14 protein-coding genes are annotated in these 14,365 nt (G+C 60.3%); 8 read left to right on the top strand and 6 right to left on the bottom strand.

Annotation, left to right across the window (positions count from 1 at the left end; translation table 11 throughout):
- The first annotated feature begins 279 nt into the window (after window positions 1-279).
- The 4 genes from HU811_RS03370 to phnE are packed head-to-tail and all read left to right on the top strand — an operon-like array spanning window position 280 to window position 3,510.
- Window positions 280-1,131, top strand: a complete 852-nt coding sequence (locus HU811_RS03370; protein WP_092453598.1) for a putative selenate ABC transporter substrate-binding protein — start codon at window positions 280-282, stop codon at window positions 1,129-1,131.
- Window positions 1,128-1,925 (top strand): phosphonate ABC transporter ATP-binding protein, encoded by a 798-nt coding sequence (locus HU811_RS03365; protein WP_186653942.1) that lies wholly within the window; start codon window positions 1,128-1,130, stop codon window positions 1,923-1,925. Before HU811_RS03370 ends, HU811_RS03365 begins: the two co-directional genes overlap by 4 nt.
- Window positions 1,919-2,746, top strand: coding sequence for a PhnE/PtxC family ABC transporter permease (locus HU811_RS03360; RefSeq protein WP_092398333.1), 828 nt, complete (start codon window positions 1,919-1,921; stop codon window positions 2,744-2,746). The genes HU811_RS03365 and HU811_RS03360 overlap by 7 nt, the downstream gene beginning before the upstream one ends.
- Complete coding sequence (gene phnE, locus HU811_RS03355; protein ID WP_092398335.1) at window positions 2,743-3,510, top strand: phosphonate ABC transporter, permease protein PhnE; 768 nt, start codon at window positions 2,743-2,745, stop codon at window positions 3,508-3,510. Before HU811_RS03360 ends, phnE begins: the two co-directional genes overlap by 4 nt.
- A gap of 149 nt (window positions 3,511-3,659) precedes the next feature.
- On the opposite strand, the gene HU811_RS03350 is transcribed toward phnE, so the two are convergent.
- From HU811_RS03350 to HU811_RS03325, 6 genes are read right to left on the bottom strand one after another with little or no spacing between them, the layout of a single operon-like run.
- Window positions 3,660-5,726, bottom strand: coding sequence for a hypothetical protein (locus HU811_RS03350; RefSeq protein ID WP_186653940.1), 2,067 nt, complete (start codon window positions 5,724-5,726; stop codon window positions 3,660-3,662).
- Window positions 5,727-5,742: 16 nt separating this feature from the next.
- Entirely contained in the window at window positions 5,743-6,771 is a 1,029-nt protein-coding gene (locus tag HU811_RS03345) for a carboxypeptidase-like regulatory domain-containing protein (RefSeq protein WP_186653939.1), read from the bottom strand.
- Between the two features lie 22 nt (window positions 6,772-6,793).
- Window positions 6,794-7,204, bottom strand: a complete 411-nt coding sequence (locus HU811_RS03340; protein WP_186653938.1) for a hypothetical protein — start codon at window positions 7,202-7,204, stop codon at window positions 6,794-6,796.
- Window positions 7,205-7,215: 11 nt separating this feature from the next.
- The gene (locus HU811_RS03335) at window positions 7,216-7,992 is read right to left on the bottom strand and encodes a GNAT family N-acetyltransferase (protein ID WP_186653937.1); all 777 of its coding nucleotides are present in this window, start codon (window positions 7,990-7,992) and stop codon (window positions 7,216-7,218) included.
- A 49-nt stretch (window positions 7,993-8,041) separates the two neighbouring features.
- Complete coding sequence (locus HU811_RS03330; RefSeq protein WP_177193349.1) at window positions 8,042-8,560, bottom strand: DUF4123 domain-containing protein; 519 nt, start codon at window positions 8,558-8,560, stop codon at window positions 8,042-8,044.
- 23 nt (window positions 8,561-8,583) lie between these two features.
- Window positions 8,584-9,222, bottom strand: a complete 639-nt coding sequence (locus tag HU811_RS03325) for a hypothetical protein (protein WP_186653936.1) — start codon at window positions 9,220-9,222, stop codon at window positions 8,584-8,586.
- A gap of 315 nt (window positions 9,223-9,537) precedes the next feature.
- On the opposite strand from HU811_RS03325, the gene HU811_RS03320 reads away from it, so the two are divergent.
- The 4 genes from HU811_RS03320 to HU811_RS03305 all read left to right on the top strand — a co-directional run bounded on the left by HU811_RS03320 (window position 9,538) and on the right by HU811_RS03305 (window position 14,193).
- Entirely contained in the window at window positions 9,538-10,917 is a 1,380-nt protein-coding gene (locus tag HU811_RS03320; RefSeq protein WP_186653934.1) for a UDP-glucose dehydrogenase family protein, read from the top strand.
- A 172-nt stretch (window positions 10,918-11,089) separates the two neighbouring features.
- Window positions 11,090-11,797: an HPP family protein gene (locus HU811_RS03315; protein WP_186653932.1), complete on the top strand. Its 708-nt coding sequence runs from the start codon at window positions 11,090-11,092 to the stop codon at window positions 11,795-11,797.
- 134 nt (window positions 11,798-11,931) lie between these two features.
- Window positions 11,932-13,038, top strand: a complete 1,107-nt coding sequence (locus HU811_RS03310; protein WP_186653929.1) for an enoyl-CoA hydratase/isomerase family protein — start codon at window positions 11,932-11,934, stop codon at window positions 13,036-13,038.
- A gap of 3 nt (window positions 13,039-13,041) precedes the next feature.
- Window positions 13,042-14,193, top strand: coding sequence for an acyl-CoA dehydrogenase family protein (locus HU811_RS03305; RefSeq protein WP_092398355.1), 1,152 nt, complete (start codon window positions 13,042-13,044; stop codon window positions 14,191-14,193).
- The last annotated feature ends 172 nt before the right edge of the window (window positions 14,194-14,365 follow it).

Below are 14,365 nucleotides of genomic sequence, written 5' to 3'. Positions count from 1 at the left end.
ACTGACATGTATCATCTGCGAGGCTACATCATCCAGACTATGGAAAAAATCGTAAACGCTCGGGACAATCCAGCCCCAGGGTGCGGTAACAGCCAAGAACTGCTTGCATCGCGCGTTTGAGCTTGTAGGATCCGCGCATTGTGACTGGATGGCCGAGATTCACAGCGGCCAAATACGACCGTTAGCACACTCATTCGTCTACCCTCACAAAGCGCCAGGCGGTTGTTCGCGAGTGCCTGGCGCTTCAATATTCTTGCGTTAACGTACCGGAGATTTTCCATGCTCAAGCGTTCCCTGGCATTGGCCGTCGGCTTGACCCTGTCTGTCAGCGCCCTGCTGGCCCAGGCTGCCGACACCTTGAAAGTCAGTGCGATTCCCGATGAAGCCCCTACCGAACTGCTGCGCAAGTTCAAGCCTTTGGGGGCGTATCTGGAACAACAGACCGGCATGAAAGTCGAGTTCATTCCCGTGAGCGACTACCCGGCTGTGGTCGAGGCGCTGGCGACCGACCGCATCGACCTGGCCTGGCTGGGTGGCTTCACGTTCGTGCAGGCGCGCTTGAAAACCGGTAATGCGATCCCGCTCGTGCAACGCGAGCAGGACGCCCAATTCACCAGTAAATTCATCAGCGCCGACCCGGCGGTCAAATCCCTCGCCGACCTCAAGGGCAAGAGCTTTGCATTCGGTTCGGTGTCTTCCACCTCTGGCAGCCTGATGCCGCGCTATTTCATGCTCCAGGACGGTATCAAGCCGGAAAGCTACTTCAGCCGCGTAGGTTACTCCGGCGCCCATGACGCCACCGTCGCCTGGGTCCAGGCCGGTAAAGTGGACGCTGGGGTACTGAACGCCAGCGTCTGGGAAAAACTGGTCGCCGCCGGCAAGGTCGACACCGCCAAGGTCAAGGTGTTTGCCACCACCCCGGCCTACTTCGACTACAACTGGACGGTGCGCGGAACGCTCGACCCGGCGCTGGCAGCCAAAATCAAGGCAGCCTTCCTGGCACTCGACCCGGCAAATCCGAAGGATAAGGAAATCCTCGATCTGCAGGCTGCCAGCCGCTTCATCGAAACCAAGCCTGAGAACTACAAGGGCATCGAAGAAGCCGCACGCGCCGCCGAACTGCTCAAATGACATTAGATCTGACCCAGGTCAGCGTTACCCACGCCAACGGCGTCCAGGCGCTACGTGGCGTGGAGCTGCACATCGGTGCCGGCGAACAGGTCGCCATCATCGGTCCGTCTGGCGCGGGTAAATCGAGCCTGCTCAATCTGCTGGGCACGGCCCTGCCACCGGCGAGCGGTGAAATGCAGGTGCTCGGTGAACGAGTCTGGCAGTTGTCTGCCCGCCAACGGCAGCGCCTGCGCGCGCGCATCGGCCTGATTCACCAAGCGCCGCCCCTGCCACCGCGCCAGCGCGTGGTCACGGCGGTGCTCGCTGGCAAACTGGGGCAATGGGGCATGGGCAAGAGCCTGCTGAATCTGCTGCACCCGCTGGATGTTTCCGGCGCACGGGCGGCATTGACCAGGCTGGATCTGAGCGACAAGCTGTTCGCGCAATGCCAGCAACTCTCCGGCGGCCAGCTACAGCGCGTGGGTATTGCCCGGGTGCTGTATCAGGCACCCGAGGTGTTGCTGGCCGATGAACCGGTTTCAGCCATGGATCCGGTGCTGGCCGAGCACACCCTTTCAGTGCTCTGTCGCCATGCCCGGGAGCACAACGTCACCCTGGTCGCCAGCCTGCATGCGGTGGACCTGGCCCTGGCGCACTTTTCGCGGATCATCGGCCTGCGTGACGGACAGATCCTGTTCGACCTGCCGACCGATGCTGTCGACCGTGAACGGCTTGACAAACTTTACGCCAATGAGCAGTTGCAACCCTCGCCTGCACCACCCTCCCCCTTGAGTGTGCAGATCCCCCGATGCTGACACGCGATACCCGAGACCCCGCCAGCGGCCCTCGCCTGCTGCTCTGCCTGTTGGCGTTTGTCCTTCTGTGGCCAGGCATCCACTTCAGCGAGCTGGACCTTGGCGTGTTGCTGGCGAGCGACAGTCAAAGCGAGATGGGCCGGTTTGTCGCCGCCTTCTGGCCACCAGCCCATGGCGATGCGTTCATTGAGCTGCTCTTGCAAGCCACCTTGCAGACCCTGGCCATCGCCACAGCCGGCATGGCCCTGGCATTGCTGTTCGCCGTTCCCGCCAGCCTGCTGGCCAGCCGTGCCCTGTCGCTGTCGGCGGCCTCCCGTGGCGGCCAACCGGGCTATTGGGGGCAACTGCTGCGTTGGCCGGTACGCGGCCTGCTGATTTTCCTGCGCAGCGTGCCGGAAATCGTCTGGGCGCTGCTGTTCGTACGCGCGGTCGGCCTTGGTCCGACGGCCGGGGTGCTGGCCATCGCCATCACCTACAGCGGCATGTTGGGCAAGGTCTACGCGGAAATCTACGAGTCGGTCGACCAGCGTCCGGCCCATGCGCTGTTGCAGGCCGGCAGCGGCCGACTGACAGCCTTCTGCTACGGGATCCTACCCAATGTCGCGGCGGAGCTGCTGTCCTACACGGTGTACCGCTGGGAGTGCGCCATCCGCGCCTCGGTGGTGATGGGCTTCGTCGGTGCCGGTGGCCTGGGCCAGCAAATGGACCTGTCGTTGCGCATGTTCGCCGGTGGTGAAGTGGCCAGCATGCTGTTGACGTTCCTCGTCCTAGTCCTGCTGGCCGATCAACTCAGTCGCCTGCTGCGCTGGAGGCTGGCATGAACCGCCTGATCAACGCGCTATTGTTCCTGTGCATCGGCGCAGCTGTCGTCGCCTCGTTCGCCTATCTGGGCATCGACCTCGGCCAGCTTGGCGACAGCGGCAACCTGAACCGGATGGGCGCTTATGCCCAACGTTTTCTCAGCCCGGACCTGAGCCCCAGCCATCTGAAAGCAATCGGCCACGGAGCCCTGGAAACCATTGCCATGTCCGCCCTTGGCACCCTGCTTGCGGCAGTGTTCGGCCTGGTATTGGCCTTGCCCGCCGCTGGGCGCTTCGGTTGGCCGATGCAAAGCGCCTCGCGCCTGATACTCAACGCCTTGCGCGCGGTTCCTGAACTGGTGTGGGCGGCGCTGATGGTCCTGGCTGCAGGGCTGGGCCCCAATGCCGGCACCCTGGCATTGGCCCTGCACACCACCGGCGTGCTCGGTCGGCTGTTTGCCGAAGCGCTGGAAAACACCCCACCAGAACCGGCCGAAGCCATTCGCCTGCAAGGCGGCAATGCCGTGTGGGCGTTCTGTTACGGCACCCTGCCCAACCTGATGCCGCAGCTGTTGGCCTACAGCCTGTACCGCTGGGAGAACAACATCCGCATGGCCAGCGTGCTCGGCTTCGTCGGCGCCGGCGGATTGGGGCAAATGCTTTATGTCAGCCTCAGCCTGTTCCAGGAGGCGCAGGCCAGCACGGTGATTCTGGCGATGCTGTTGCTGGTCCTTGCGGTCGATACGCTGAGCAGTTGGAGTCGTCAGCGCTGGGTCAAGGCCTGACGGCTACGGATTCGCGCAATCATCTGCCGCTCAAGGACCCAATAAAACCCGATGCCAGCGATCTGGCGTCGGATTCTCCAGGCAGGAGCAAGCAGTCTTATGAAGAGGATAATTCAGCTGCCGCCATTACCAAGCGACAACTTTCGATCTTACCTTCGCCTTCTCTTCCTCCTCGACTCGTTCTCGTCATCCTCGTCCCCCTCATCATCCTCCTCTTCGTCTAGGTCGTCCTCGTCACCCTCATCATCGTCATCGTCATCGTCATATCCGTAGTAGTACATCTCCCGCTGCTGCCGTGTGCGTTCGTCACCCAGATCATCATCCTGGGCGGGATACAAGAGAGGAGAAAAATAGGGATCCTCTTCATCTTCATCTTCATCGTGATCTTCATCGTTATCGGAAGAAGAGCTTTCATGTCCGTCTTGGATATTCGAAGCAAAGACAACGGGAAGCGCTGGCTGAACCGGTACCGTGGAAGGGGCAATACTGTCCTCGTCATCGCCCTCCTCTTCTTCCTCAAAATCCCCGTCGTCATCGTCATCGTCCTCGTCATCGTCGTCATATCCGTAGTAGTACATCTCCCGCTGCTGCCGTGTGCGTCCGTCACCCAAATCATCATCCTGGGAGGGATATGGGAGAGGAGACAAGTCCGGGTCTTCCTCCTCGTCTAACCAAGGAATGCTGGATACCTCCATGTCATCAAAATCCGGGTCCACATCACCCAAGGTCGACGGCAAGACCGTGCCCAGAACGCCACGGGGATGTGGCAACACGGCACGCGGAAAAGCGATGACATGAAAGATATGGTCGAGGGCCTCTCCTACTCTGTCGGGCGCCGCTCGCCTGGAGCGTCCCTGTTGCGCGGCGAGATAGTAAGCACGCCGATTGTCGCCATTCTCCCCCTCACACTCCGCAATGATATCGAGGGCTCGCTTGATCAAGTCTTCGTCTGTCTCGGCAACAGCGACGCCCCTATAGAATGCTTTCTCCTCCGCACTCCGTCGAGAGAACAGCAGGAACCCCGCACGAATCACATTGATCATGGCCGAAGCGTTATCCCGATAGCCATCCGTGTCGAAGGAAATTGCATACTTCACACAAGCGAGACGATCGAGGGTGTCGATCGCGTTGATAATCGAGATATTGGTTAATCGTTCTTCTTCAATCAGTGACTTGAAAGAGGCCATCAACCCCTTGTTTTTCGGGTTTCCGGCAATCACGACTTTGAACTGACCGTCAAATACTTTGGGTCTTTTTCTAATGGCCAACGCCAGCGCCCGCAACGTTGCCGCTGTGACATGCCTGCCACAAATAGTCCCGAAAATCAGAATACCCTTCAGTCTGCTATGCGGGTTTGGGGGCAAACGGCTGATAGCTGTCGATGACGATGACGATGACGATGGGGGAGCGTGTCGGGTGGTTTCTTTCAATCGTGCTATCCAGTGGCCAATCACTACATCGTAGTCAAATCCCGTTGCAGGCAGTTTCGTCGTGCTTTCGGAACTCGAACTGGAACTGGAACTACCTCCTCCGATGCTCAAACTTGAACTTGAACTTGAACTTGAGGCCCCGCCGCCTGAACGAGGGAATATTTCAGGACCGAGTGCCAGGCCTCTTCGCAAGGCATCCGCGGCCTCGCCACTCTGTGTGCGCATGAAGTTGGGCACCTGGGACAGATGAATCACCTGGGCGGCGCCTCCCAGCAAATGGACAAGTTCAAGGCGGACAGTGGGGTTCAGTGCGATTATGCCGTCCAGGTGGGGGCTGAGTTCTTCAAGCATGCCCTGGCCGCGGAACTCATGCACCGTCAGGATAAACCGGCACTCCTTACCGTACTTTTTGCATAGAGCTTTGATGCTTTCCACCAGTCCCTTATGAATACCGCGTCCCGTGTGGGCGTTTGCCTGACCGGTGAACCTCATATGCCAGTTCACCACTAGAACGGGGACGTCCGGTGAATGCCTGATCAGATCATCCACGGCCTCCAGCGTCACTTGATTGAATTTCTCCTGGTTCTCCGGTTGAGTAACGGTTTGCGAGGCCATCGCATGAAACCCTCTGACACACGCGGCCTGGGAGCTGCTCGCCGAACGGAAGAAATCCAACATCCAGTTGTAATAGGCGCCATCGCCGTTGCGGATGTCGATGTTGACCGCGGCCCCGAACGAGATCAGCAGTGCATAACGTTGTCTGTCCGGGACCGGCGCCAGTTCCATAGGGGGCTCCCGCGCTTTAGCTGCGATAAAGGGCCGCGAGGCGACGTTTCAAGACCTCGTTCAGATCATCGAGCGACTCCTCGCCTAGTACCTGACACATCCAGGCGAGTTCCTCTGGTTGTAGTGCACGGTCGTGACGTTGGCTGAATCCCAGCGCCTGGGCACGTCCGGCGAAACCGCTGTCCGAGTCCGAGGGATCGATGTGTCCGAGCTGGAAAACGTAGGGCTCGACGAGAAACCCAGTCTGCAAGAGCACCTCCACCGTTACCGCATCCGGGGCAATGGAGTGCTTCAATACGCCATCGCCATCCAGCCGACCAGGGCGATCGGGCAGTGGTTTTCCGTCGGCCGAGAGGGTCCGCACAATACAGGGCAAATCTCGCCTGGGTTCACCTCGCCAGTCGAGGAATCGCACCTGAAACGTCTCAGGGACATCCTTGCGTTTCACGATATGGCGCGTGTCCAGCGTGGCCAGCATCGAGTTCTGCCTACGCTCGGGAATATGCACTGACTCACCGGGCTGCAACAGATAGGGACTGCGCCCTGCCTCTCGCAGCGCCACGTTGGGCAGTGCTTCCCATAGCGTACGCAACGCGAAACCGTGCCGGAACGCCAGGTCGGCGAGGCATTCGCCCGCTAGAACCGTGTGTTCGATTACATTTGTAACCACGTCCCTCCTCGGTTCCCAGGTAATGGGTGCCAGGGGCCCTTGGATGGAAGGGACGATGCTCTCCTGACGAAGTGCAATCCAGGCGTCACGGTCCCAGTCCGGAAAGGTCAACGTGAAGTTGCCGGGCGAAAGCCCCTCAAATCGCACCTGCCCCGAGTGTCTTGTCACGCTGTACCGCGCGCGCGTCGGCCCGTCGTGAAGTGCCACCGCGACATCGACGAGAGGTTGCTCATCCTCGCCCACCACCAAGACTTCAATGGCATGCGAAGACGTCTGGCGACAGCCCATCACAGGCCCGCTCGTTTCAGCAGGCCGGTTCGAGGCGTCGCTGGCGCGTTCGGCGTCATCCAGTTGGGCAAGCAGGCGTGGGTCCATAGAGCTCCAATAAAACGCAACGTCATTCGTGTGCAGGGCGGGTGTCAACGCTGCCTTGCACCAGCGCCTCGTTGGCAACTTGCGTGGCTACGCGATAACGAAGCTCATCGAAGGCCCGATCCAGGCGGTCCGAAGCGCTGCTTACACGAGGGTCGGTGAGAATCTGCATGACCCACTGCAGCTGCGGTCGTTTGATAAAATCCCAGTCCATGACGGCGGACAGATGAAGAAACCGCCATTGCAGATGAGCACTGTGAAGCCCCAGCGCGGCCGCCTGCGTCAGAGCCCGCTCCACGCGCCCTGGCCAGAGATCCCCACGTTCAGCATCAACATCCGGAAAGTGCCGCCGCAGATGTTCGCAGGCTAACGCGACAAAGGCCTGTCGTGTCACGGTGGCCAGGGCGGACAGTTGCTCGTCTCGAATGAAAAACATAAAACGCCCCCTCAAGGTTCTTCAGACGTTTTTCCTTGGAAAAAGCGCCTGAACACCGCGCTCGCCGTGTCGCACACTGGCCTGCCGATATCCTCCCTGGGACCGGCGCACCACAGTTCAAGAATGCGATCCATGGCAAGTACGGTGGCGATGGTGTTGAATCCGGCCTTGGCCAGTGCGGCCCGCGACTGAAAGTTGGCTGGCTGCGTGACCGCGAAAATATGCTGTATGCCGCGAAGACTCGCCAACGTCCGCGTCAGCTCCAAAGCACCCGTGCCAAAGCCATGCCCCTGTTGTCGGGGCGTGATCCAGTAGGTCATCAGCGCGGCTCGTCCAGCGAGGCACAAGCGTATCGAGCCGACAAAACCTGAAGTGCGGCAGAAAACTGCTATCGCCAACAGTTCGTCGGGGCGCATTCCCGCTTCGTGGATATAGCGTTGAGCCTCCGCCAGGCAATGAAGTCGAGGCACCCCCGCCGATGCCGCCAAGTCGGCCTGCCGCTGCGCCTCGTAGAGCCAGGCCGCGTGCTGCACTCCTAGCACGCTCAGGTACATGCTCTTCGCCGATAAAGTCGGATCACTCACCACGTCACCGCCAATCAGGCGCTGGCAGTTTTGCCGCCACCGAGCCAGCTCGCCCTGCTGGACACGGTATTGTGCGTTCTCCGGCACCAGTTGTGCGGCAGTGGCAAAACACTCCGCAGCGCGGTCCTGAAGGCCCAGCCGCCACCATCGCAATCCCTGCCGCATCCGCCTTTGCGCGACGCTCCGTTCAGCCTGCGTGCTCATGCCGGTCGTCCCTGCCTCCACTGTCTTGTCCTGTTGGGTGATGACGTGATCAGAACGCCCCTGACAACACGCGCATGGTCTGAGCCTGGCTGTCAAACGATGTCCAGCGCGCGCCCTCCTCCGATTCGACGAGCAGTCGCTTCAACGGCCCGAGAAATTTCGTGAACTCCTCATGGGTACAGGTCGGCAGGAAGATCGACAGCACCCGTGGGTCGTAATAACGAAATACCAGCCGTTTTCCCTCCCGTGTTTGAACGTGAAGGAGTTTTTTACAATGTAACCGTATGTGGAACATATCCACTGAGGCCGGCGCGACAATGAATATCCCCCAGGCTCGTCCCCAGCCGTTGCCAAGCATCGCCATCGTCGCGGGTGACCCAGGTGTTAGCTTTACAAGATAGGGTGCCGCTGCCCGTAGGCGCGGGGTCAGCCAGCCGGAGTATAAGCACCAGAATGTGAGTTCGCCGTAACGAACCATTTTTGAAATCCGGGGATCGCGCGCTCCGTCGAGCAACCAATAGACCTGTTGGCCAGAATAATCACCTTCGTCTGGCCACAGCAGTGTCATCAGTCGGTCTAGCGCGCAGGCGTTCATGGGGTGGGGCAAACCTCAAGGAGCGGGATTGCTTCCCTCGCCGCGGCCTCAAGCCTGGCCGCCTCAAGGTCCTGCTGGGCGTGAGTTTCCTCAACTGCGGCTGGGGCGATGACCTGAAGTTGCTCTCTGGTCACCACCGGCTTCACGGCTCTTGCAGGCTCAGCGCCCCGAACCGCACTATCTACCCCTCCCCCCGGCAGCCTGATGGGCTTCGTCGGCTCGTGCTTATAAAAATAGGCACAAAAATTCCCGTTCTGGAGGTGGTTTGCAACCTGTCGCAGAACCTCTTCATCACCCAGAAGCTGGATCAGGGAAACCTGGCTGGATAATAAAGCGCGTAGCCGGTGTATATGACCAGCACCGCGCAAATACCGACGAACAAAGCTTTCCACCTGCCAGCTCTCATGCAGGCTCAGCTTGACTGCAAGACCATCGTAGCTTTCGCGGCCCCTATTTGATTCGGGCTGCCTGTCACCAAAACTGCCTCGCTCACCCACTTCGATGCGGTCCAACCCGCTGAATAAACACAACCGCATCGTCTGACAATCCCTTTGACGGAAATGAACTGATCCCTGTTTCTCTTCCCTTCCAGATCTTTCGCTATCGGCCCGCCAGAACGCCTCGACACGTGCCATGTGGAGGACATTGTGCGTTGAGCACCCGCAAACTTTGTATAGCAGCATCGCTCAAGCTGCTCCAGAACTAAATTCCGCTGTAATGAAAGTGACCGGACTTGCATCGGCGCCCGCCCACGCGCCGGTGCAGGACGAGCGGGCCCGGAGTTCGTCACAGGGCTGCCTGCCGGATACCGGCTCGAAGCGCTACCTCCCACGCGGTTGCAGCCTGTCAGCGAACTGAAATATCCCCGACTTATTCTGCAGATGCGCGCATTGCGGCGATGTGCGGGTTGTACGTGCCTGCCCGTTCGGAAATGATCCAGGGAGTCCGCCATGAAAATCAGTGTATTCGGTAGTGGTTACGTGGGATTGGTGCAAGCGGCCGTGTTGGCCGAGGTGGGCCATGACGTGGTGTGCATGGACATAGACGAACAGAAAGTCGAAAGCCTGCGCCAGGGCCAGGTGAGTATCTTCGAACCCGGTCTGGCCGCGCTGGTGCGTGAGGGGCTGGAGGCAGGACGCCTGCATTTCACCCACGATGACCAGCTTGCCGTGCAGCACGGCCAGGTGCTGTTCATCGCCGTGGGTACACCTTCCAGGGAAGATGGCTCGGCCGATTTGAGTCAGGTCCTGGCCGTCGGTGAGGCGGTCGCTCGTTACCGCGAACAGCCAGTCCTTGTCGTGGAGAAATCCACCGTACCGGTGGGCACCGGCGATGCCTTGCGGGCGCACATCGACAAATGCCTGCTCAAGGCTGGCCGTTTGTTGCAGTTCGATATCGTGTCCAACCCCGAGTTTCTCAAGGAAGGCTCGGCGGTGGCCGATTGTCGACGTCCGGATCGCATCGTGATCGGCTGCGAACGCGATGAAGTGCGCGACACCATGCGCGACTTGTATGCGCCCTTCAATCGCAACCATGACCGGATTCTGTTCATGGACCTGCGCAGCGCCGAGCTGACCAAGTACGCAGCCAACGGCATGCTGGCGACGAAGATCAGCTTCATCAACCAGATCGCGGAGCTGGCGGAACACCTGGGTGCTGACATCGAGTCCGTGCGCCTGGGCATCGGTGCGGACTCGCGCATCGGTTATCACTTCATTTACCCAGGCTGCGGCTACGGGGGCTCGTGTTTTCCCAAGGACATGCGTGCGCTGATCCACACGGCCGAGCAAGCCCACTGCTCCAGCGATCTGTTGCAAGCAGTGGAAACCATCAACCAACGGCAGAAACACAAGCTGTTCGAACGCATCCAGGCGTTCTACCAAGGCGATTTGCGCGGTAGAACGTTTGCAGTGTGGGGCTTGGCCTTCAAGCCCAACACCGACGACATGCGCGACGCGCCGAGTCGTACCCTTCTGGAGGCGTTGTGGGGTGCCGGCGCCAGTGTCCGCGCCTTTGACCCGGAGGCCATGCAGCAGACCCAGCAACTTTATCCCGACGAATCGAAGCTGATGTTGATGGGCACGCCGGAATCGGTTTTGCCGGGGGCCGATGCACTGGTGATCTGCACTGAATGGCAACCGTTCAAGGCGCCGGATTTCGATCTGATCCAGCAACGACTCAAGGCTGCGGTGATTTTCGATGGCCGTAACCTGTATGACCCGGACCGCATGACAGACAAGGGCTTTACCTATTTCCCCATAGGGCGTGGGCAATCGTGCAACCTGCCGATTGCTCAGCAAACCTGGTTTCAAGCTTCCAAAAGCGCATGATTCCTTTACTTCAAAATAAGTGCACTCAAACAGCATTAATATGAATTTGTAAGCAAGGGCGGCGAACGGCACACTGTGCATCGTTCCTCCCCCAACTGTTGGAACACTTAAAGGGCTTTCAGGGATTCTCCCGTAAGCCCCTTTTTTTGTTCGTTTTTTGGATTTTCGCTGAATGCTTTCGCGCTGGTTCCCCGCTGCTATCAATACCCGCCCCACCGAATGGAGCCGGGCCGCCATCGGCATGGCGCTGGGGACGATGTTCAGTGTGTGGCTGTGTGGCCAGGTCTTCGGCCTTGAAGTAGCGCAACACCTGATTGGCCCGCTTGGCGCCTCGGCGGTGCTGTTGTTTGCCGTCTCTTCAGGTTCCCTCGCCCAGCCCTGGTCGATTTTCGGCGGTTACTTGTGCGCCTCGGTCGTGGCATTGCTGGTGGCCCATGTGCTGGGCCGTACCCTGGGGAGCGCCTGCCTGGCGGCCGGCATGGCGCTGGTGTTGATGTGCTGGTTGCGTTGCCTGCACCCTCCGGCGGGCGCCTTGGCAGCGACGATGGTATTGGCCGATCCGTCGATCATCGCCTTGGACTGGCAGGCCGTCGGCGCCGCCATGCTGGCCGGTTCCACCCTGCTCTTGAGTGCATTGGCCTACAACAACCTGACGCGCGTGCGCTATCCCAAGCGAGCCAGCGAGCCGACGCCGGTCATTCCCGCCGACCAGTCCCCCGTCGACAGTCAGGCCATTACGGCTGAGGACTTGAAGCTCGCTCTTGAGCAAATGGAAGCATTCTTTGACGTAACCCCCGAAGATCTCGAGCAATTGATCCACGCCAGCGAACGCAATGCCAGGCGTCGCAGCATCACGCAAGTGCTCTCGGGTCGCGGCTGAACCTGTGGCTGCTATAAATATGCAGACAGGACCTGCACGTATCCCGGTTGTGCAAGGCAAATTTGCACTGGTACGATCCTGACCGGGTACGCGCGACACAATTCATAAAGAACAATAAAAGCAGGGAGTTAGCGATGACAGCTCAGGTTTCATCACAAGCCTCGGGACCCATCGAAGCCGTGGCTCATGAAGTGCTGGTCGAAGTGCGCAACCACATCGGCCACTTGACCCTGAACCGCCCCGCCGGTCTCAACGCCCTGACGCTGGGCATGGTGCGCAGCTTGCAGCAACAGCTCGATACCTGGGCTCTGGACCCACAGATCCGCGCCGTGGTACTGCGCGGTGCCGGTGACAAGGCGTTTTGCGCCGGCGGCGATATCCGCTCGCTGTATGACAGCCACAAGCAGGGCGACAACCTGCACCAAGACTTCTTCGTCGAGGAATACGCCCTCGACCTGACGATTCATCACTATCGCAAACCGATCCTCGCCTTGATGGATGGTTTCGTCCTGGGCGGCGGCATGGGCTTGGCACAAGGCGCCGACCTGCGGGTGGTGACCGAACGTAGCCGCCTGGGCATGCCGGAAGTCGCCATCGGGTACTTCCCCGACGTCGGGGGCAGCTATTTCCTGCCGCGCATTTCTGGCGAACTGGGCATCTACCTGGGGGTCAGTGGCGTACAGATCGGTGCTGCCGACGCGCTGTATTGCGGGCTGGCCGATTGGTATCTGGACAGCGACAAGCTCGATCGGCTCGATGAGCGCCTCGACCACCTGGAATGGCACGACGCCCCCCTCAAAGATCTGCAAGGCCTGCTGGCGAAACTCGGCATGCAGCAGTTGCCTGCCCCGCCTCTGGCGGACCTGCGCCCGGCCATCGATCACTTCTTTGCCCTTGCGGACGTGCCAAGCATGGTGGAGCAGTTGCGTCAGGTCACCGTCGCCAACAGCCATGAGTGGGCGCTGAAAACCGCCGACCTGCTGGAGACCCGCTCGCCCCTGGCCATGGCCGTAACCCTGGAAATGCTGCGGCGCGGCCGGCATTTGAGCCTGGAAGACTGTTTTACCCTGGAACTGCACCTGGACCGCCAATGGTTCGAGCGCGGCGATCTGATCGAAGGCGTGCGCGCCTTGCTCATCGACAAAGACAAGAACCCGCGCTGGAACCCGCCGACCCTGGAGGCGCTGGACAAGCGCCACGTGGCGAGTTTCTTCGACGGCTTCGACGACCACGGGAACTGAACCATGCACGACCTTGAGCTGACCGAAGAGCAAGTGATGATCCGCGACATGGCCCGGGATTTTGCCCGCGGCGAGATCGCCCCTCATGCCCAGGCCTGGGAAAAAGCCGGCTGGATCGACGACGCCCTGGTGGCGAAGATGGGTGAACTGGGTCTGCTGGGCATGGTAGTGCCCGAGGAATGGGGCGGCACCTACGTCGATTACGTGGCCTATGCCCTCGCGGTGGAAGAAATCTCCGCGGGCGATGGCGCCACCGGGGCGCTGATGAGCATTCACAACTCGGTGGGTTGCGGGCCGGTCCTCAATTACGGCACTGAAGAGCAGAAGCAGACTTGGTTGGCCGATCTGGCCAGCGGCCAGTCCATTGGCTGCTTCTGCCTCACCGAACCCCAGGCCGGGTCCGAAGCCCACAACCTGCGCACCCGCGCCGAACTGCGGGACGGCCAATGGGTCATCAATGGCGCCAAGCAATTCGTCAGCAACGGCAAGCGCGCGAAGCTGGCGATTGTCTTTGCGGTGACGGACCCGGAGCTCGGCAAGAAAGGCATTTCCGCGTTTCTGGTGCCCACCGATACGCCGGGGTTCATCGTCGATCGCACCGAACACAAGATGGGCATTCGCGCCTCGGACACCTGCGCCGTCACCTTGAGCAACTGCAGCGTCCCCGAAGCAAACCTGTTGGGAGCACGAGGCAAAGGCCTGGCAATCGCCTTGTCCAACCTCGAAGGCGGCCGCATCGGCATTGCGGCGCAGGCCCTGGGCATCGCCCGTGCGGCGTTTGAAGCGGCCCTGGCTTACTCGCGGGACCGGGTGCAGTTCGACAAGCCGATCATCGAACACCAGAGCATCGCCAACCTGCTGGCCGACATGCACACCCGGCTGAACGCCGCCCGCTTGCTGATCCTCCATGCCGCCCGCCTGCGCAGCGCCGGCAAACCATGCCTGTCGGAGGCCTCCCAGGCCAAGCTGTTCGCCTCGGAAATGGCCGAGAAGGTCTGTTCCTCGGCGATACAGATTCATGGCGGGTACGGCTATCTAGAGGACTATCCGGTGGAGCGCTACTACCGCGATGCGCGGATTACCCAGATCTATGAAGGGTCGAGCGAGATCCAGCGAATGGTCATCGCCCGGGAGTTGAAACACTACCTGGTGTGATGGCTGCAAAAGCATCGCGAGCAGGCTCGCTCCCACAAGGTCCGGTGGCGAACGCAAATGCTGCGTACACCAGAGACCCAGTGTGGGAGCGGGCTTGCTTGCGAAAGCGGTGGATCAGTCACTTCTATGCTGGATGTGCTGGCGTCTTCGCGAGCAGGCTCGCTCCCACAGG

This window comes from Pseudomonas tehranensis, assembly GCF_014268615.1.
In the GTDB taxonomy this organism is placed as follows: Bacteria; Pseudomonadota; Gammaproteobacteria; order Pseudomonadales; family Pseudomonadaceae; genus Aquipseudomonas; species Aquipseudomonas tehranensis.
The sequence above is the reverse complement of the archived record's forward strand: the minus strand, read 5'-3'. Positions and strand labels throughout refer to the sequence as shown.

Excerpts from the sequence above, each read along its gene's own strand:
- HU811_RS03370 (WP_092453598.1), top strand. The coding sequence starts at position 280 with ATGCTCAAGCGTTCCCTGGCATTGGCCGTCGGCTTGACCCTGTCTGTC.
- HU811_RS03365 (WP_186653942.1), top strand. The coding sequence starts at position 1,128 with ATGACATTAGATCTGACCCAGGTCAGCGTTACCCACGCCAACGGCGTC.
- HU811_RS03360 (WP_092398333.1), top strand. The coding sequence starts at position 1,919 with ATGCTGACACGCGATACCCGAGACCCCGCCAGCGGCCCTCGCCTGCTG.
- phnE (WP_092398335.1), top strand. The coding sequence starts at position 2,743 with ATGAACCGCCTGATCAACGCGCTATTGTTCCTGTGCATCGGCGCAGCT.
- HU811_RS03350 (WP_186653940.1), bottom strand. The coding sequence starts at position 5,726 with ATGGAACTGGCGCCGGTCCCGGACAGACAACGTTATGCACTGCTGATC.
- HU811_RS03345 (WP_186653939.1), bottom strand. The coding sequence starts at position 6,771 with ATGGACCCACGCCTGCTTGCCCAACTGGATGACGCCGAACGCGCCAGC.
- HU811_RS03340 (WP_186653938.1), bottom strand. The coding sequence starts at position 7,204 with ATGTTTTTCATTCGAGACGAGCAACTGTCCGCCCTGGCCACCGTGACA.
- HU811_RS03335 (WP_186653937.1), bottom strand. The coding sequence starts at position 7,992 with ATGAGCACGCAGGCTGAACGGAGCGTCGCGCAAAGGCGGATGCGGCAG.
- HU811_RS03330 (WP_177193349.1), bottom strand. The coding sequence starts at position 8,560 with ATGACACTGCTGTGGCCAGACGAAGGTGATTATTCTGGCCAACAGGTC.
- HU811_RS03325 (WP_186653936.1), bottom strand. The coding sequence starts at position 9,222 with ATGGCACGTGTCGAGGCGTTCTGGCGGGCCGATAGCGAAAGATCTGGA.
- HU811_RS03320 (WP_186653934.1), top strand. The coding sequence starts at position 9,538 with ATGAAAATCAGTGTATTCGGTAGTGGTTACGTGGGATTGGTGCAAGCG.
- HU811_RS03315 (WP_186653932.1), top strand. The coding sequence starts at position 11,090 with ATGCTTTCGCGCTGGTTCCCCGCTGCTATCAATACCCGCCCCACCGAA.
- HU811_RS03310 (WP_186653929.1), top strand. The coding sequence starts at position 11,932 with ATGACAGCTCAGGTTTCATCACAAGCCTCGGGACCCATCGAAGCCGTG.
- HU811_RS03305 (WP_092398355.1), top strand. The coding sequence starts at position 13,042 with ATGCACGACCTTGAGCTGACCGAAGAGCAAGTGATGATCCGCGACATG.